The sequence below is a fragment of the Paenibacillus sp. J22R232 genome, assembly GCF_056269165.1.
This window is the reverse complement of record NZ_JBWDNK010000005.1, coordinates 429,269-447,371: the sequence shown is the minus strand read 5'-3', so window position 1 is coordinate 447,371 and position 18,103 is coordinate 429,269. Positions and strand designations below refer to the sequence as shown.

The window sequence follows — 18,103 nt, the reverse complement described above, 5'->3', positions numbered from 1 at the left end:
AGATGCGGAGAATCGGAAAGCCTGATCGAATTGTCATTATTGGCGGGGGGATCAGCGGACTGAGCTCCGCTTTTTATTTGCAGCGGGAAGCGGAGCGGCAGGGCAGGGAGCTTGAACTTACGATCGTAGACAGTGCTCCCGTTTTTGGCGGTAAAATAAATACGCTGCAGCGTGACGGTTTCGTCATCGAGAAAGGGCCGGATTCTTTTTTGGCCCGCAAGCTAGCCATTATTGATTTGGCAACGGAGCTAGGTCTGGAGAAAGAACTGACAACGACCAATCCCGGCGCGAAAAAAACATATATCCTGCATGAGCGGAAGCTGTTTCCGATGCCTGCGGGTCTTGTGCTTGGCATACCTACCGAAATTGCGCCATTCGTAAAAACCGGTTTGCTGTCTTGGGGAGGCAAGCTGCGCGCGCTTATGGACCTGGTGCTTCCGGTACGCAAGGAGGAGACGGATGAATCGCTGGGCGGGTTTCTGGAGAGGCGCGTCGGCAATCAGGTTATGCGCCGGATTGCGGAGCCGCTTCTAGCGGGCATTTATGCCGGAGATCTAAAGAAGCTTAGCCTTCAGGCAACCTTTCCGCAATTTGCGGCATCCGAGCGAAAGCATGGCAGCTTGATCCGCGGCATGCAGCATAACCGCAAGGCAACCGCGGCTGCTGGAGCTCTGCCGGCCGTTGCGAAGGGCGGAACCTTTTTGACCTTTAAGGGAGGCTTGTCCACGCTCGTCCAAGCGCTGGATCGGGCGCTGAGCAAAGCAGAGAGACGTCTCGGGACAAAAGTAACAGCCATCCATCGAAATGACGCTCGTCCTGCTGGCACAGAAGATAGCGGCAACGAGACGGATGAAGAAGCCAAATATGAAATCGTGCTCGACAGCGGCGAGAAGCTGCAAGCCGATCGCATTGTCATGACGGCACCGGCGTATAACGCTGCGGATTTGCTTGAACCGTTAGCGGATTGCAGCGAGCTGCGGGCTGTCAACTACGTATCCGTAGCCAACGTCGTCATGGCATTCGAGAAATCGACGTTCGGCCTTGATTTTGACGGCTCGGGCTTTGTCGTGCCTCGTTCCGAGGGCTTGCGGATTACCGCTTGCACGTGGACATCGAATAAGTGGCTGCATACGAGCCCGAATGATAAAGTACTGCTGCGCTGCTATGTGGGACGCTCCGGCGATGAGGACTGCGTCAAGCTGCCCGATGCCGAGTTGACCAAGGCGGTGCGCCGCGATATCGAGGAAACGATGGGTATCAAAGCGGAGCCGGATTTCGTGGAGATTACAAGACTGCCGAAATCGATGCCGCAATATCCGGTAGGACACGTAACCAATATGAAGCGGCTTCGGGAACGCTTCGGACAGGAGCTGCCAGGCGTATGGATAACCGGCGCAGCTTTTGACGGCGTAGGGCTTCCGGATTGCATCAGACAAGGCAAAGAAGCGGCACAAGCCATATTGAATCCTTAGAGCAATATTTGTTTCCCTCTAGCAGGCGGTTCGTTGCTATAATGGAAGAGTCTAACTATTCATAACTACATTCTATGATAGAGGAGCCATCTTCCATGCAAATATCACGTTCCGAATCGCATCAGCAGGACAAGCTTAAACGCAAGAAACGGCTTCGAAGAATCATGATACTTAACTTCACGCTGCTAGGCATCATAATAGTCGTGCTTGGCGCTTGGCTGGCAGCAGCGAATTCCGATAAAGTGAAAGACATATTCGGCAGCGGGAACAGCGAATCCGCTAACGGAGCGGAAACGAAGCCTGCGGATCAGAATGAGACAGTCGAAGGCGAAGGAGAGCCTGGCTCCATTGCTGATCCGCCTGACCCAAACATCGGCAATGGGCAGGAGAATGGACTGCCCGCTGAGGATGACGATGAGGCAATGGTCACGCCTGAAGATGGAGAGGCGATCGTTGCACCTGAAGACGATCCTGCTGCGGGAGAGCGAATCAGCCTTTCGTTCGTAGGGGATTTGCTCGTTGCGGATTATGTGAGCGCCATTACGGATAAGGAGGGTTATCCGTTCCTTTATCAGCCCTCCATGCTATATTTGAGCGAGCCCGACATCACGGCAGGCAACCTGGAATTCCCGGTTACGACAAGGGGAGTACCGGTAGAGGGCACTCCTTATGTTTTTAAGGGATCACCGGAGGTGCTGCCAGCGATGCGCGATGCCGGCTTTGACATTATGAGCTTGGCCAACAATCACGCACTCGACCAAGGCGTGGAAGGCATGCTCGACACGATCAAGCATTTGGATGAAGCAGGCATTTCGCATATGGGAGCCGGCAACAATGATACGGAGGCCTTTGCTCCTGTGATCAAAGAGGTTCGCGGCATCAAGGTTGCTTATATCGGATTAAGCCGCGTCGTACCGTTCAACTCGTGGAAGGCGGACCGAAACGTGCCGGGCGTAGCGGAGAGCTATGATACGCGCCGTGCGCTTGAGGCCATTGCCAAAGCGAAAAAGGAAGCGGATCTCGTCGTTGTCATGGTCCACTGGGGTAAGGAGCGCGTGACCGAGCTGGAGAAGCATCAGACCGACTTCGGCAAGCAATATATCGATGCCGGAGCGGATCTCGTCATCGGCAGCCACCCGCATGTGCTGCAGGGGTTTGAAAGGTATAAAGGAAAATGGATCGCATACAGTTTAGGAAACTTTATTTTCAGCTCTTATCCGAAGGAGAACGCGGGCGAGACAGGAGTTCTGGATGCCTTGTGCACGAAGGAAGGCGATTGCGAGATGACCTTCCATCCGATGTTTACGGTGAATGCCCAGCCGACTCCGCTGGAGGGCGAGCAAGCCAAAGCGGTGCTTGACCGCCTGACTTCGATTTCATTTGGGGTAAAACTGGCCGAAAACGGGAAGCTTCTATCTGAATAACGCTTTGGTTAGAGAGGATGATCGCAACATGCACAATCCGTGCGTAGCGCACAGAGGCTGGTCTAGCCGCGCGCCGGAAAATACGATGGCAGCCATCCGTCTTGCGCTTGCCGACCCAGACGTGGCATGGATCGAAATTGACGTTCATTTGTCAAAGGATCATGTTCCGGTTGTCATCCATGATTACACGCTGCGCAGAACAACGAACGGCAAGGGCGACGTGAAAAGCCTGACCGCCGAGCAGATAACGTCGCTGGACGCGGGAAATTGGTTCTCGCAGAAGTATCAAGGGGAGCCTGTCCCGACGCTGGCCCAAGTGCTGGAGGAAGCGGTTGGGCGCTGCAAGCTCAACATCGAGCTGAAAACCGATGGCATCCGTTACCCGCATATCGAACAAAAGGTGCTGGAATGTATCGAGGCTTACGGCGCGTTGAAGGAGGTCGTGATCACCTCCTTTCATGAAGGTACGCTGTACCGGATGAAACGGCTGTCGAGCCAAATCCGCACGGGCCTCATTATTGACGGCTGGCGCAATACGCTGCCGAAGGAACTGAAGGAGCTCGGAGCGGATTTCCTTTCGATCAGCTACACGAAGCTGAACAAGGAGCGCGTAGCGCTGATGAAGGAAGCAGGCATTCAGATTATGGCATGGACAATCAACGAGAAGCGCGCGATGCGCAAAATTGCCGCTCTCGATCCCGAGCTTATGATTTGTACGAATTATCCGGAACGCTGGCATGAGGTTCGCGTATAGAAGGTTGCCATACTTATCCGGCGGATAGAGCGGGGCAGCACAGCCCCAAAATGGCGAATCAGAGGCGAAAAGCAGGAGGTTGCCGGTTACATGGTTGGATGGATAGATGAATGGTGGCTTAGGCTGCTTGCCGGTTTGCTTACGAGCGGTTTTGCGGCTGCAGCGGCTTACCACGTACGGTCGCTGTCCTTGTCGGGGGCATGGTCGGCCGTCGTAATGGGGACGGGCTTCGTCACGCTTGGGGAGCCTGTATGGTTCGGCTTGTTAATCGCGTTTTTTATTTCTTCGAGTGCTTTGTCCCGTTACAAAAGGAAGCACCGCACCAAGGCGCTTGCTGAAGCCAAATACGAGAAGACCGGCCGCCGCGATGCCGGCCAGGTATGGGCGAACGGCGGAGCAGGCTTGCTGCTATGCGCCGCTCACGCGATTTGGCCGGATCAAGGGTGGCTGTTCGCGTATATCGGCGTGATGGCCGCTGTGAACGCCGATACGTGGGCCACCGAGATCGGCGCGCTGAGCAAGACGGTGCCGCGATCGGTGACGAGCGGCAAGCCGGTAACGGCCGGCACGAGCGGCGGCGTCACGCCGCTCGGCAGCGCAGCAGCGCTCGCAGGCGCCGTCTTCATCGGCGCCGTTGCCGCGCTGCTGCTGGCGGCCCCGCAGCCTGCAGAGGCTGCTGCGGGTACGCCAGGCGGCGCAGCGGCGGCATACATCGCCGCAGCGGCCGCCGCTGGCCTGGCCGGTGCCTTCGCCGACTCGCTGCTCGGCGCAACTGGCCAGGCCATGTTCCGCTGCCGGGTATGCGGCAGCGAGACCGAGCGCGCCGCGCATTGCGGCAGCGCGGCGGTGAAAGTGCGCGGCTTCGCCTGGCTGAACAACGACAGAGTGAACCTTCTGTCGTCGTTATTCGCAGGCGCGCTAGCATGGCTGATCGGTCATGCGCTGCTATGACCGGACCGTGAACAGCTCAGGGAGTACTCCCTGAGCTGTTTTTTTATTGCCAAGCCAGCTATCCCGCTCAAGATAATGGTACAAATATGAATATCCGTATGCTATAACCATTATAGAAGCTAGCGGAATCACGCATAAACGAACGAAGGAGGCAGCCAATGCCGCAACGGCCATACGTTTACGAGCTGGGTCAAGTCGCCTTTCAACTCGAGGAAAAACATGATTTTGGTTGGATAAAGAAACTAGGCAGCGTTTTCCAAGTATTTGATCAGCAGGACTCGGGCAATATCAGCTTCGGCATCGAGAAAGCAGGCAGGAAATATTTCGTGAAATACGCAGGCGCGAGACTCGCTTCCTACTGCGGAGATACGAAAGATGCGATCGCACGCCTGCGATCCGCCATCCCGTTATATGAGCAATTGAAGCATCCCTCCCTGATTGAGCTGGTAGATCGAATCGAGCTTGATGCGGGTTATGCGGCTGTTTTTCAATGGTTTGAAGGAGAATCGCTTCATCCGCATTGGTCGTTTCCTCCTCCTGCGAAGTATGTGGACCCAGCTTCCCCGTACTTTCGATTCAAGAAGCTGCCGACTGCAACAAGGCTGCTTGCACTGGATCGTATATTTGCCTTCCATGCTTATATGGAGCAGCAAGGCTTTGTGGCCGTTGATTTCTATGACGGCAGTCTGCTTTACGACTTCAGCAGAAATGAAATAAAAATTTGCGATATTGATCTTTATCAGAAAAAGCCATTCATCAATACGATGGGCAGATTATGGGGCTCCTCGCGCTTTATGTCGCCGGAGGAGTTTGTGAGGGGCTCTGCGATTGATGAAATATCCAACGTATTTACGATGGGGGCAGCTGCTTTCGCACTGCTAGGCGCCGAGCAGGATCGATCCTTCGCGAAGTGGGAGGCTGGCGAACGGCTCTATAACGTTGCCATGCAAGCGGTTAATCCCGTTAGGGAATGCAGATTCGCTTCAGTTCGCGCATTCAAGTCGGCTTGGGATGCGGCGCTTTAAAAAGCGGCTGAAGCGATCATCATAAGGGGGACTCATGCAGGATTATATTGGGAATTGCCAAAAGTGCGGCACGGATGTAAGGTGTTTGGACGGTTTTGTGAACGGAGTCGTTACAGCTGGTGGAGAGCTCTGCTGCTTTGGCTGCGCGGATCATTCATTCACGATAGATTGCACCGACATTCTGCTGCGTGAATATGAACTGCGTGATTTAGACGCGATTCACGCGCTCACCTGGCAGCCGGAGATTCATGAATGGCTGCCAGGCTGGAACGTTGACAAAGAGCAGCGGATGGATTGGTTATCCAATTATGAAATCAAGGAGAATAAAGCGTTTCTGCATGCGGTTGCCGCAGGCGGACAGATCGGGGAACTTCGTCTGCGTATGGTCATCGTTTTGAAAGAAACGGATGAAGTCATCGGCTGGTGCTGTACGGGCATGAAGGAGGAGCTTCCCGCGAAAGGGAGGGAAATCATGTTTGCGATTTCCAAGGATTATCGCGGGAAGGGCTACACGACGCAGGCTGCGCAAGGCTTAAGCGATTATTTATTTGCGAATACCGATACGTACGAGCTTCACGCGGCAGCTCTTCTAACCAATGAGCCATCGAACAGGGTCATTCAGAAAAGCGGCTTTGTTTTTTCAGGCACAATCACAATGGATGGCGAACTATACCATCATTATGTGTATGGCAAGTCCGACTGGCTGCGCCGAAGGCAAACAAACCTAGCGTAAAATGTATCCGCCGTCAGGAAATAGCGTGCTCCCTGTCGTATAGCGGGTAGTCGTGATTTTTATTTTGATTAACGAGCTGCTCCTCGAAATCTAAAATCAAAGTCCGCTTGATTGCCGCTATACACGTAAATGTCGACGTAAGCGCCAATTCCGTCAACTCTCCCGGGATTGCAATATTGCCAAAGCAGCCACTCCCGTTTGTTCTTCAAAGCGGGGGAGTTCACAATATCCCGAATCCAGATTTCATAGATTTCGAATCCGGTGGCCGTATATTGGTTGTAGGTATCATACGTCACATAGAGAATAGGTTGTTGATGATAGACTGCTTCAAGCTTGCCGATCATCGACTTAAGCTCTCGTTCAATAACCGCTGGATCATGGTTCAACGCAATTTCGAGATCGATGACCGGAGGCTTGAGAGATAGAATCGCACGCTAGCGGAGCAAGAAAATACCATTATGTATGAATTTACTAATAACGAGGACGGCTACGCTAGCCGAAAGGTTGCACGACATGAAAAAGACCGCCAATGTGCTTGGCGGTCTTTCTTGTGCAATGGTGTTCCTTATTTCGTTAATTGCTCCATCTGCCCGATGAGCTCTTCGAAAACGCTCATTGCCTGCTCGATCGGCTCCGGGGATGACATATCAACGCCAGCCTTCTTCAGGATATTGATCGAGAAGTCACTGCCGCCGCTTTTCAAGAAACCTAGGTAACGATCGACTGCAGGCTGTCCTTCTTCCAGTATTTGTTTGGAGAAACTTGTTGCCGCAGAGAAGCCCGTTGCGTATTTGTAGACGTAGAAGCTGTTGTAGAAATGGGGAATGCGCGCCCATTCCATCTCGATATCTTTATCGATAACCATGCCAGGACCGTAATATTGCACGTTAAGGTCGTAATAAATCTGGCTAAGATCCTGAGGTGTCAGCGATTCGCCCTGCTCAGAGCGCTCATGGATGATTTTCTCGAATTCGGCAAACATCGTTTGGCGGAATACGGTCGTGCGGAATTGATCGGCATAATACGTGAGCAGATACATTTTTTCCTTCGCATCTGTTGATTTGGCTAATAGATAGTCCATTAATAGCGCTTCATTTAGCGTTGAAGCAACCTCGGCCAAGAAAATAGTATATTGCGCGTCTCGGTAATTTTGATTCGTATCCGAGTAATGGGAGTGCAGGGCATGACCCATTTCATGCGTCAGCGTAAACATGCTGTTCAAGTTGTCCTTGTGATTGAGCAAGACATACGGATGCGTGCCGAAAGCTCCCCAGCTGTAAGCGCCGCTGCGTTTGCCTTCGTTCTCATATACGTCGATCCAACCGTTGTCGAAACCATCTTGCAGTACTTTTAGATAGTCCTCGCCAAGCGGCTTCAAGCTTTCGCTAACCGTCTTTTTCGCTTCCTCGAAAGTGATGTCCATCTTGAACTCGTCTACAAGCGGAGCGAACAGATCGTACATATGAAGCTCATCTAGCCCGAGCAGCTTCTTCCGAAGCTCCATATAGCGGTGCATAAGCGGAAGATGTTTATGGATCGTATCAATGAGATTCGTATAGACGGATTGCGGAATGTTGTCGCCGTATAGGGACATATCCAGTACGGAATCATACTTGCGCGCCTTCGCGTAAAATATATTTTTGGTGACATTTGAAGTCAAGGTAGTCGCTAGCGTGTTTTTTAGCTTGCCGTACGTATCATAAACCGCTTTGAACGCTTCGCGGCGAACGTCTTGGTTTTTGCTTTCGAGAAATTGTATGTAACTGCCATGGGTCAGCTCGACTTCGTTGCCTTCTTCATTCTTTACCTTGGGGAATTTCAAATCGGCATTGTTCAGCATGCTGAAGACCGTACCCGGAGCAGAGCTGATATTGCCAACCTGCGCAAGCAGCGCTTCTTCGTTTTTGGATAAAATATGAGCCTTCTGGCGACGCATCTCTTCAAGCGTATGGCGGAATTTGGCTACCGATTCATCCGAAATGATCGCTTCGAGCTTCTCGTCGGATAGGCTGAGCACCTCAGGCGTAATGAACGAAAGCGCTTCGCCTGATTCTACGCTGATTTTTTTGGACTTATCCGACAAGGATTGGAAGGCTGCTTCAGCCGTGTCCTCATGATGCTTCATATTTGCGTATACATAAAGCCTTTCTACGAGCATGGACAGCTCATCCTCCAGCTCAAAACACGCTTTGAGCTGAGCAACGTCGGCCAGCTTGCCTTGGAATTCCGGTATTTTTTTGATTAATGCTTTCGCTTCCGCATATTCCTTATCCCATGCCGCTTGGCTTTCGTAGATGTCCTCAAGCTTCCAGCGTGTCTCAGGTGCGGATTCAGATCGTTTAAGTACGTGATTCATCGAATTCCTCCTAGGTATGGTTAAGGTTGGTGTGGCATTCTCGGTAAGGGCAGCGGCATGCTTGGAGGCAGCGGCGCCCGGCACGAGGCTTAAAGCAAGCAGCAGGGGAAGCCATTTCATCCATTATTCACCTCTGGACACAGTTTGTTTCTACTATGTCCGTACGTGATGCTGAATATTCAGCTGCCTGCGTTCTAAGCTGAGTCCATCGTAAAAAATGCATAAACGATTAAAAAAAACGCAAACGCAATAAATGCGATGGAAACGAGTGCAAGTCCCCGGCGCAGGCCGGGGGGCAAGGAGTCGCGCTTCATAATCACGATTGCTCCGAGCGAGAAGGCTGCGATAATAAAAATGACTGAAGCTGTAGCATCCATTTGCGGACAGAACCTCCTGACACTAGACTGGCTGTAAAAGGCAGCGCAAAAATGGTACCTATGCGCAAATACGTTACGTTATGTTCGAATATAGGAAAGTATATCCTGAGGCTATACATCCTCTATATTTCTCGGAATGAAACGCGCCGCGCCATCAAAATAAGGCGACAGCCGTTTACGCTAACCATAGGGGATTATAAATCCTGCTGATTGTCGATGAAGCGCTGTTGTTAAACTTCCTTTAGCGCAACCATAATGGCTTCGAGCTCTTCTTCGCGTCCAACAAAGTCAGTGGCGCGGAAGCGGTTTTGTGCCCAATGCATCATTTCCGGACGACTGATGAACGTATGCGTATCTTCGCCCCACTGATCGGAAATTTCTCGAACGATCAGCGTTTTACCTTGTACCTCAACCGTCAGCATATTGTATTTGTCGGTTTTGTAAATTTCGTGTTTCTTGAACATGTGAGTTTCCACCCTTTTAGTAGTTAATTATGGTATTGTTATCATCATAGCCATTATGGCGGCGGTAATCAATATGGTACCGTTAGAAGAAGGCTGGCTGAGATGAGTTTTAGATGAGATGAGACGAGCAGAGGAGCGTGCAAGAATGGGCAAACAAGGCTATGAACAGGTCGGCGTCGCCATGACATGCCGAGGCTATGACGAGTATGTGCGGATGTTTGATCTGCAGCCTGCTGATTTGGAGCGGGGAGAGGTGCTTGACGTCGCGGCGGGAGGTTCTTCCTATACTGCGGATGCGAATGATAGAGGGTATCGCGCATTTGCGGTAGATCCGCGTTACGACAAGGGAATTGAAGAGTGGATCTCGGAGGCTGAGCAGGAGATCGAAACCTCGACGGCAAAGCTGGGTAAGCTGCAGGATCGGTTCGACTGGAGCTATTATGGCTCTATCCAGCAGCATAGGGCGGGCAGAATATCGTCAATCGATCGGTTTAAAGAAAGTGTTCTTGATAGCAAGAATAAGCTTCGGTATACGGCAGGCAAGCTTCCCGAACTTCCGTATTCAGATAATCGGTTTTCGTTGATTTTGTGCAGCCATTTCATGTTTTTGTATGCAGACCAATTCGGAACGGAATTTCACATAGAAGCAATGAAGGAGCTCATGCGCATTTGCAAGCCAGGCGGCCAAATACGGATATATCCGCTGCTGTCATTGAACTGGGAGCCTTATCCCGCGCTGGAGCAGCTTATGGATACGATAAAGGAAGACGGGGGAAGTGCTGGATTATACCCATCCCGCCTCCCTTTTATTCCCGGATCCAGTCAATATTTGAAGGTTTCTCTTTAATTGCTTTTTGATTTTTGTATCGCTATAATAATTTTACTCGCTGCTTCGAAGCGGCGGTCATATCTAGGAGGTTGTTTAATTGAAAGGAACAGTTAAATGGTTTAATGCGGAGAAAGGCTACGGCTTTATCCAAACAGAGGGCGGAGAAGACGTGTTCGTGCATTTCTCAGCCATTCAAAGCGACGGTTTCAAATCTTTGGATGAGGGGCAAGCGGTCGAGTTCGACATTACTGAGGGTAACCGCGGTGCGCAAGCGGCCAACGTCACGAAACTATAGGATCAATGTGCGAATAAAAGATGAACGGGAGCTCTCTGGCAAGCAGAGGGCTCTTTCTTATTTGCAGAGCCGTTCCAAACGGTTGCATTCCGTTGCTTTCATTGACCAAGGGCTGCTTGCGGTGATAAACTGTAGCTTGGAAACTTTGTCAGGGGAGCGAGCATAATGAAATTTAAATTGTTCAAGGACCGTAAAGGTAAGGCCGACCAGGCTAAAAATAACAAGTTCGTCAAGCTGGGGCGTGAAATATACGTGCAGGCGCGGAGAGGCGGACCGAACCCGGACGCAAACTTCGGACTGAAAACCGCAATCACGAATGCGCGCGCAGAGCAAATGCCGAATGACAATATCGAGCGCGCGATTAAAAAAGCTGCCGGCGCAGGCGAAGGCGTCGAATATGACGACATTATGTATGAGGGCTACGGACCAGGCGGCGTTGCCATTATGGTGAAATGCTTGACTGACAACCGGAATCGCACGGCTGCCGACGTTCGTTCGGCGTTCAACAAACGCGGAGGCAACATGGGCGAGAGCGGCTGCGTAGCTTATATGTTCGATCATAAGGGCTTGCTTGTCGTCGACCGTGAAGCGCATGATACGGACGAGGATTCGATGATGATGATCGCTTTGGACGCAGGCGCGGAGGATGTTGTCGTGAACGAAGACAGCTTTGAGATTCTAACGCATCCGCATGAGTTCGAGCAAGTGAAGAATGCGCTCGAGAAAGACGGTTTTACTTTCGTGAACGCAGGTGTAAGGTGGCTGCCGCAGAACATGATCAAGGTAGAAGGCGAGAATGCGGACAAGCTGCAGAAGATGATGGACGCTTTCGAGGATAACGATGATGTGCAGGACGTATATACGAATTTTGAATTCGCGGAATAAATGATTGCCCCAATCATCAGAAAGGGCTGCCAAGCACGTTGGTCATTCAACGTGCTTGGCAGCCCTTTTTGCATTGCTCATTAGGCTACCGTTCGGAGCGGCTGAAGTAATAACGGGCAAGGAAAGCGGCGGCCGCGACAATGGCGAAGCCGGCACCCATCTTGAAAAACGTTTCCCGGCCAAAATGCTCAAAGACATAACCGCCGAACATGCCGCTAATGACGCCGGCAAGGCCCGTCCATACAACGGCATAGACCGCTTGGCCGGATGCGCGGTACTCATCGGGAATAAGCCTCGAAAGATAGCGGAGAGCGGTCGAGAAATAGATGCCGAACGAAATGCTGTGCATGGCCTGCGTAGCGATGACCCAGCGCGGATCCTGAATATCGCTGAGCAGCCATAAACGTACCGCATACATGATGGACGCGATCATGAGAAGCGGAAGCTCCTTGAACTTATGGCCGTATTTGCCGAGAAAGAACAGGATAGGGATTTCGCTCAATGCAGATACGAGCCAAGCTAACCCGACAAGTGAATCGCTTGCCCCCATATGGCGCATCGTGACGGCGAGAAAGCCTTCATACATCCGATGGGGAATCGAGATGGTCAGAATAATGAGAAAGAACAGCAGAACGTCTCGCTGGCGAAGCAGCTTGAAAAATCCGGAAAAATCAATTTTCCGCGCGCTGCCCTGGTAATCTCTAATTCTGGTTGTTAGGGCCAGCGTGATTGCAATCGTGCAAAGGGCGAGCGGAAGCGTCCATGCCGAGCCGATTTCTTTCAGTATAAGTCCGAATGTATATGCGGTTACGGCAAAGCCGAGCGAGCCGAAGATCCGTACCAAAGCATAAGGGGTTCCCGTATATGTGGTGGATAGCAGCAATAAGCTGTCGCTTAATGGATTAATCGGCGTCTGGAAAAAGTAAAAGCCCATCATAACCAGACAAACAAGCGCGAAATTTTCAATGGGGAACAAAAGCGAAATCATGACAAGCTGTCCGAACAACAACAGCATAAGCAGTTTCTTTATGGTCCTGAACTTATCGCTCGCCATACCGAGAATGATATTGGCGAATATGGAAATGAACGGGCCCGTCGAGTATATAATGCCGATTTGCTGCTCTGAGAATCCTCTATCCAAGAAGTATAATGGGATAAAGGATACGACCATAGCTGCCGTGGAATATGCGGAAAAGCTGTAAATCCGTAATGAGAAAGTTTCTTTGCGTGCCGTAGAGGAGCGCTCTGTGCCGGCTATCTCAGTTGTGTCCATCTAATAAAGCTCACTCCGTCCCTGTCATAAACATATGGTTATCAGTATAGCACGGATTAGTATTCCGACCAATGTGATTTGAAGCTGGATTATTATGTGCTGAGATGATACATTTAGAGGTGGAGGTTCACAATGAGCGCTTTTCGTTTTGAATGGAATGAACGGCTTCGGATCCGTATTCCCGTGCTGGAGATGGAATGGGAGCAGTATGAAGTGAGTGAGCAGCGAGTAATTATTTCGCAATGGGAGCTAATCCGGGGAACGATTCCCGACAGGGTGATGGAGTTCGAGCATCACATCAACCGCAAGCAGCTAGAGCTCTTCGATGAAGAGAGCTTTGAGCGGTCCTGTATACTAAACTATGAAATTGCCGATTATGCAAGTAGGATTAACGATCTTCACATTTGGTATCGTATCGACCAGCAAGTGGAGTCGCGCCGGCATTCATGAACGTGATTTAGAGGAGAGGTGCATCATGAGATTGAGAACTTTATCTGGAAATCGGGTGCCCCAGAGTCCTCTGAAGCTCATGCACCGCGTGTATAAGTATGTGCTTCCCGAGGTAGGGCTTGAGCTTGCGAAGCTTCGCGAGCTTGCTGAGCGGATACCGGACCAAGAGCTGCGCACACAAGCGATAAGCAGCATGGACAGCAAGAAATTCCATTGCCAGGGCGGGGGCGTTTATGCAGCAGCGAACTTGGAGCATAGGCATGTGCTTATTCCATTGATCGTCGCACTCCAAACCATTAGCGACTACTTAGACAATCTATGCGATCGCAGCACTTCGCTGGATCCAGACGATTTTCGACTGCTGCATCAATCCATGCTCGATGCTGTCAATCCGGAAGCTACGCTTCAGGATTATTACGCGTTGCGCAGCGAAAACGACGATGCAGGCTACTTGCATCATCTGGTTCGGCTATGCCAAGCCCAGATCAATAGGCTGCCCTCTTACAGGAGCGTCCAAATGCATATAACCGAGCTGGTATCCCTGTACGTTGATTTGCAGGTGTACAAGCATATTCACAAGGATTTGCGGGAAGAACATTTGCTTGCCTGGTGGGAGCTGCACCGTGAGCAGTATCCCGACTTGCAATGGAATGAATTTGCTGCGGCAACAGGCTCTACGTTAGGCATGTTCATGCTGTTTCTAGCGGCGAGCGAGGAGCGATTATCCGAACATGAGGCTTCAGCTATCCGCAATATTTACTTCCCGCATGTTTGCGGGCTTCATATATTGCTTGATTACTTAATCGACCAAGAAGAGGACCTTGCAGGCGGAGATCTTAATTTTTGCAATTACTACGCGAATGAAAGTCTGCTTGTTGAGCGCATCGGCACTATCGTGAACCGCGCGCGTGAGGATGTGAAGCAGCTACCTGCTTCCCGTTTTCATCGTTTGATTATAGAAGGGCTTCTCGCCTTATATTTGTCAGACCCGAAGGTTCGCCATCAGGCGGATGTCAAAGATGTATCGAAGAAGCTAATGAAGAATAGTCCGCTAACGCGATTGTTTTTCCTAATAAACAGCATCTGGATTCGGAAGCAACAGGCTTAACTATAAATAAACAATGTGGAGGTATGAACCATGTCTGCAGTCAAATCAATCGCAGTACTGACAAGCGGAGGAGATTCGCAAGGAATGAACGCAGCCCTACGGGCTGTCGTAAGGAGCGCTTTGTTCCATGGGTTAGATGTATACGGTGTGCAACGCGGTTACCAAGGTCTTATTAACGATGATTTGCGCCAAATGGATTTGCGCAGTGTCGGAGACATCATCCAGCGCGGAGGAACCATTCTGCAAACGGCAAGATGCAAGGAGTTCATGACGGCTGAAGGCCAGCAGCGCGGGGCGGAGGTTCTTCGCGCCAGAGGAATCGACGGCTTGGTCGTTATCGGTGGAGACGGATCCTATCAAGGAGCGAACAAGCTAAGCAAGTTAGGTATCAAAACGATGGGTATTCCGGGCACGATCGACAACGATATTCCGTTTACCGATATTACGATCGGCTTCGATACGGCTGTAAGCATTGTCGTAGACGCGATTAACAAAATCCGTGACACGATGTCCTCGCACGAGCGTTCGTCAATCGTTGAGGTTATGGGCCGGCACTGCGGCGATATTGCGCTGCATGCCGGACTTGCCAGCGGTGCAGAGACCATTCTAGTGCCAGAGGTACCGTTTGAGCTTACCGAAGTAGCGGAACGCATGAAGAACAATTTCGCTAAAGGCAAACGCCACAGTATCATCGTAGTAGCGGAAGGCGCAGGAAAAGGCGAGGAAGTCGCGCACCAGATTACGGCTAACAGCGGTATCGAGCCGCGCGTAACCGTGCTTGGGCACATCCAGCGCGGGGGAACGCCAACCGCCATTGATCGCATATTGGCGAGCAAACTAGGCGACTTTGCGGTAAGGCAGCTAATGGCTGGCGATTCCGGCAAAGCCTGCGGCATTATTCGCGGCGAGCTGGTAACGACAGATATCGATACTGTCGTAAATACGAAGAAGCCGTTCGACATGAACATGTATGAGCTTGCTCTGCGTTTGTCCCAATAACGTTCTAAAGTTGCAAAAAAGTCCACCGTGCCGTTAAGGCTGCGGTGGACTTTTTCGTTTCTGCATGAGCGTCGATTACTTATAATCGACTTGGGGCGTGTATTTGTTTCCTGCATTCCAAAGCAGGTATTCGTTAATGTTAGTATCCTTGAGCGCTTTAATCTGGGCTTCAACCTCAGCCTTGCCGTATTTCATGTAATGGCCGTTGCCTAGCCAGATTGCCGTGAAATCCTGAATCCAAGGGCGGATAATCGGTTTCAGATCTTTAGTCGGATCCAGTTTCTTGTGGGTATCCGTCATTGCGCCTTTAATCGTCTCATAAGGACTGCGGTCAGGATCCTTTTGCTTGAACCAGCCGGTACTGTAATGGCTTGGATAGACCATAGGAGAGATGACGTGTACGTCGTTGGATATTTTCACAAAGTCTTGACCGATTCCTTCAGCGGCCGGTACCGATGCGGCATAGCCGAAAATATCGACCGATACGCGAACGCCAAGGGGTTCAAGCTGCTCGCGCGCGTATTTAACGAATCCAGCTACCGCGTCGACACGGCTTAGCTCAGATTTGGTATAGGTCAGCGACGAAGCTTTATTCTCAAAGCCTTCGGGGAAACGCACGTAGTCGAATTGAATTTCTTTGAATCCGAGCTTGGCTGCTTCCTTTGCCACTGCGATGTTGTAATCCCATACTTCCTTGCGGTATGGATTGACGAAGCTTTCGCCACGGCCGTTTTTCCATATCGTTCCGTCCTGGTGAAGGAAGGAGAGCTCGGGCTGTTTGCGGGCTAGCACCGTGTCTTTAAAAACGACGATTCTCGCAATCGGATAAATATTATGCTTCTTCAGCGTCTGCATTAACTCATTGATGTCTCGAATATATTTCTTCGAGGCGCCAACCTCCTGAAGCTCAGGCGTGGCAGTAGGATATGTAATGTACCCGTTGTCATCTTTAATATCGATAACCATGCTGTTTAGCTCCGTATCGTCAAGCAGCTTAAGCAGCGTCTCCATACGTGCTCCGCCGGCGCTATGCGCCGTCACATAAATGCCCTTGATAGGCGGCGTTTCCGGCTGAGGATCTTTTTTGACCGCGTTCACATTTGCGGAGCCGGCCGGGTTATCTCCCGTACCTGTTGGATTTGGTTGTATGATCGTGTGACCAGCCGCGGAATTTAAGTAGGCGATCGCAAGCTGCTTGGCTGCGGCGCTATGCTCTCCACTTCCAGTGAGCAAGCTGTACAGCAGCAGCAAGGTCGAAATGATGATGTCCATTTTGCTCTCTCCCCGTTAGCTATTCTGTATAAATTATAAAGCAGATAATGGGCCCCGGTCATTAACTTTTTGAAGTCTTATGAAATATTATGCCGTTTCATTGGTCTTAAGCTCTAATTTTACGCGTTATTTTTACTCTGAAAATAAACAAAAAGCCAGCCGAGGTAATCTCGACTGGCGCATACATAATCCGTGTGTCCCGCATTGTCATTGTAACAAAGCTTCTCTCTGCTGATTGCAAATACTGTGCTGCACAATTTCCATTGCGTCTGCGGGCTCAAGCAATGCGAGTCCGTCACGCAGCACAATGCTAATGTCCAATTCGCGTTTCGTAAGAAAAGGACTAAGCTCTGGGGCAAGCTTCTCTACAATTTGAGACAATTTGACCGTTTCCATATCCACCTGAGCCTCACCCTTTCATATCGAATGTTTAGGGGAAATCATATGGCAAGAAACCAAAGCTACGGGATACAAACATTATATCAGGATCATTTTCAAAAACATAGGGATACAGTGGAAAATCCATACTTGCGTATATGATTCAGTCTTTTGGCTTGGAAAAGTCGCCGATGACTCCAACTGTCTCCACGATGTTAATGAAAGCACGCGGGTCGATCGTCGTAATGGTTTTGCTAAGCTCGGCTAATTCATACTTCGTTCTGACAGTCATCAGCATATCTCGATCAACCGAGGAGTATGCCCCGCGCGTCTTTATTACCGTTATGCCGCGAGGGTGCGAGAGCAGCTTCGCAAGCAGCTCTTCGGTCTTTGTTGTTACGATGAAGGCTGTTAATTTAATATGCCTAACATGGATCAGATCTACTACCTTGCCGGCAGAAAAAATCGAAACGAGCGAATATAACGCCAAATCCCAATTTTTCGTAAAGACGACCAGAATGGCTATAACCGCTCCGTTTAAAATAAAAATGATCATGCCGACCGGCAAATCGCGTTTGCGGGTCACGATGGATGCGATGATGTCGAAGCCTCCGGAGGATCCGCCATATCGCAGGGCAAGACCGCTGCCGAAGCCGATAATAATGCCGCCAAATACAGATCCGAGCACGATATCATCGACAATTTGCATGACGGGAACGATTTGCAGGAAAAGGGTAGAGGCACCAACAGTGAAGACGCTCCACATAATAAAGTGTCTGCCAACGGCGAACCAGCCCCATAGGAGCACAGGCAAATTGAGGATAAAATAAAGCCAACCGATGTTCCCGCCGGTTAAATAACCGATCATCATGGAAATACCGGAAATGCCGCCGCTTAGCAGCTGGTGAGGGATAAGGAAAAGATTGAAGCCTAGCGCGATAAAGAAGGCCCCGAGTGTCATGACCGGTATCGTGATGAGGTAACGCAGGGAATGCGGATTCAATACAATCGCTCCAATGCAACCGACATATTATTTTGAACATATTGCCATCATTAGT

General features: G+C 50.6%; 20 protein-coding genes. 12 read left to right on the top strand and 8 right to left on the bottom strand.

Annotated features, from left to right (window positions below):
- Positions 1-2: 2 nt before the first annotated feature.
- From hemG to AC0YN3_RS18660, 6 genes are all read left to right on the top strand, one after another.
- Positions 3-1,472: a protoporphyrinogen oxidase gene (gene hemG, locus AC0YN3_RS18685; RefSeq protein ID WP_475776458.1), complete on the top strand. Its 1,470-nt coding sequence runs from the start codon at positions 3-5 to the stop codon at positions 1,470-1,472.
- Between the two features lie 95 nt (positions 1,473-1,567).
- On the top strand, positions 1,568-2,896 hold the full coding sequence (locus AC0YN3_RS18680; protein WP_475776457.1) for a CapA family protein: 1,329 nt from the start codon (positions 1,568-1,570) through the stop codon (positions 2,894-2,896).
- Between the two features lie 28 nt (positions 2,897-2,924).
- Positions 2,925-3,650, top strand: a complete 726-nt coding sequence (locus tag AC0YN3_RS18675) for a glycerophosphodiester phosphodiesterase (protein ID WP_475776456.1) — start codon at positions 2,925-2,927, stop codon at positions 3,648-3,650.
- Positions 3,651-3,740: 90 nt separating this feature from the next.
- Complete coding sequence (locus tag AC0YN3_RS18670; protein WP_475776455.1) at positions 3,741-4,601, top strand: DUF92 domain-containing protein; 861 nt, start codon at positions 3,741-3,743, stop codon at positions 4,599-4,601.
- 158 nt (positions 4,602-4,759) lie between these two features.
- Positions 4,760-5,626 carry a serine/threonine protein kinase gene (locus tag AC0YN3_RS18665; RefSeq protein WP_475776454.1) on the top strand — a complete coding sequence of 289 codons (867 nt, stop codon included), beginning with the start codon at positions 4,760-4,762 and terminating at the stop codon, positions 5,624-5,626.
- Between the two features lie 34 nt (positions 5,627-5,660).
- Positions 5,661-6,359 (top strand): GNAT family N-acetyltransferase, encoded by a 699-nt coding sequence (locus AC0YN3_RS18660; protein WP_475776453.1) that lies wholly within the window; start codon positions 5,661-5,663, stop codon positions 6,357-6,359.
- Between the two features lie 68 nt (positions 6,360-6,427).
- Here the strand turns inward: AC0YN3_RS18660 and AC0YN3_RS18655 are convergent, their stop codons facing one another.
- From AC0YN3_RS18655 to AC0YN3_RS18640, 4 genes are all read right to left on the bottom strand, one after another.
- Positions 6,428-6,763 carry a GH25 family lysozyme gene (locus tag AC0YN3_RS18655; protein WP_475776545.1) on the bottom strand — a complete coding sequence of 112 codons (336 nt, stop codon included), beginning with the start codon at positions 6,761-6,763 and terminating at the stop codon, positions 6,428-6,430.
- A 161-nt stretch (positions 6,764-6,924) separates the two neighbouring features.
- Complete coding sequence (gene pepF, locus AC0YN3_RS18650) at positions 6,925-8,715, bottom strand: oligoendopeptidase F (protein WP_475776544.1); 1,791 nt, start codon at positions 8,713-8,715, stop codon at positions 6,925-6,927.
- 194 nt (positions 8,716-8,909) lie between these two features.
- Positions 8,910-9,092, bottom strand: coding sequence for a hypothetical protein (locus tag AC0YN3_RS18645; protein WP_475776452.1), 183 nt, complete (start codon positions 9,090-9,092; stop codon positions 8,910-8,912).
- A gap of 230 nt (positions 9,093-9,322) precedes the next feature.
- A complete protein-coding gene (locus AC0YN3_RS18640; protein WP_475776451.1) occupies positions 9,323-9,556 on the bottom strand; it encodes a hypothetical protein in 234 nt (77 codons plus the stop codon).
- Between the two features lie 145 nt (positions 9,557-9,701).
- On the opposite strand from AC0YN3_RS18640, the gene AC0YN3_RS18635 reads away from it, so the two are divergent.
- From AC0YN3_RS18635 to AC0YN3_RS18625, 3 genes are all read left to right on the top strand, one after another.
- On the top strand, positions 9,702-10,403 hold the full coding sequence (locus AC0YN3_RS18635; protein ID WP_475776450.1) for a class I SAM-dependent methyltransferase: 702 nt from the start codon (positions 9,702-9,704) through the stop codon (positions 10,401-10,403).
- Between the two features lie 79 nt (positions 10,404-10,482).
- Positions 10,483-10,680 (top strand): cold shock domain-containing protein, encoded by a 198-nt coding sequence (locus tag AC0YN3_RS18630; RefSeq protein ID WP_053376915.1) that lies wholly within the window; start codon positions 10,483-10,485, stop codon positions 10,678-10,680.
- Positions 10,681-10,845: 165 nt separating this feature from the next.
- Complete coding sequence (locus AC0YN3_RS18625; RefSeq protein ID WP_475776449.1) at positions 10,846-11,565, top strand: YebC/PmpR family DNA-binding transcriptional regulator; 720 nt, start codon at positions 10,846-10,848, stop codon at positions 11,563-11,565.
- Positions 11,566-11,650: 85 nt separating this feature from the next.
- On the opposite strand, the gene AC0YN3_RS18620 is transcribed toward AC0YN3_RS18625, so the two are convergent.
- Positions 11,651-12,838, bottom strand: coding sequence for an MFS transporter (locus tag AC0YN3_RS18620; protein WP_475776448.1), 1,188 nt, complete (start codon positions 12,836-12,838; stop codon positions 11,651-11,653).
- 132 nt (positions 12,839-12,970) lie between these two features.
- Here AC0YN3_RS18620 and AC0YN3_RS18615 point away from each other — a divergent pair, with 132 nt between their 5' ends.
- From AC0YN3_RS18615 to pfkA, 3 genes are read left to right on the top strand one after another with little or no spacing between them, the layout of a single operon-like run.
- Entirely contained in the window at positions 12,971-13,288 is a 318-nt protein-coding gene (locus AC0YN3_RS18615; RefSeq protein ID WP_475776447.1) for a hypothetical protein, read from the top strand.
- A gap of 25 nt (positions 13,289-13,313) precedes the next feature.
- Positions 13,314-14,396, top strand: coding sequence for a tetraprenyl-beta-curcumene synthase family protein (locus AC0YN3_RS18610; RefSeq protein ID WP_475776446.1), 1,083 nt, complete (start codon positions 13,314-13,316; stop codon positions 14,394-14,396).
- A 30-nt stretch (positions 14,397-14,426) separates the two neighbouring features.
- A complete protein-coding gene (pfkA, locus tag AC0YN3_RS18605) occupies positions 14,427-15,395 on the top strand; it encodes a 6-phosphofructokinase (RefSeq protein ID WP_183559962.1) in 969 nt (322 codons plus the stop codon).
- A gap of 75 nt (positions 15,396-15,470) precedes the next feature.
- On the opposite strand, the gene AC0YN3_RS18600 is transcribed toward pfkA, so the two are convergent.
- The 3 genes from AC0YN3_RS18600 to AC0YN3_RS18590 all read right to left on the bottom strand — a co-directional run bounded on the left by AC0YN3_RS18600 (position 15,471) and on the right by AC0YN3_RS18590 (position 18,006).
- Entirely contained in the window at positions 15,471-16,667 is a 1,197-nt protein-coding gene (locus AC0YN3_RS18600; protein ID WP_475776445.1) for a putative glycoside hydrolase, read from the bottom strand.
- 207 nt (positions 16,668-16,874) lie between these two features.
- Positions 16,875-17,063, bottom strand: a complete 189-nt coding sequence (locus AC0YN3_RS18595) for a hypothetical protein (RefSeq protein ID WP_082360949.1) — start codon at positions 17,061-17,063, stop codon at positions 16,875-16,877.
- 145 nt (positions 17,064-17,208) lie between these two features.
- Complete coding sequence (locus tag AC0YN3_RS18590) at positions 17,209-18,006, bottom strand: YitT family protein (RefSeq protein WP_475776543.1); 798 nt, start codon at positions 18,004-18,006, stop codon at positions 17,209-17,211.
- Positions 18,007-18,103 lie beyond the last annotated feature (97 nt).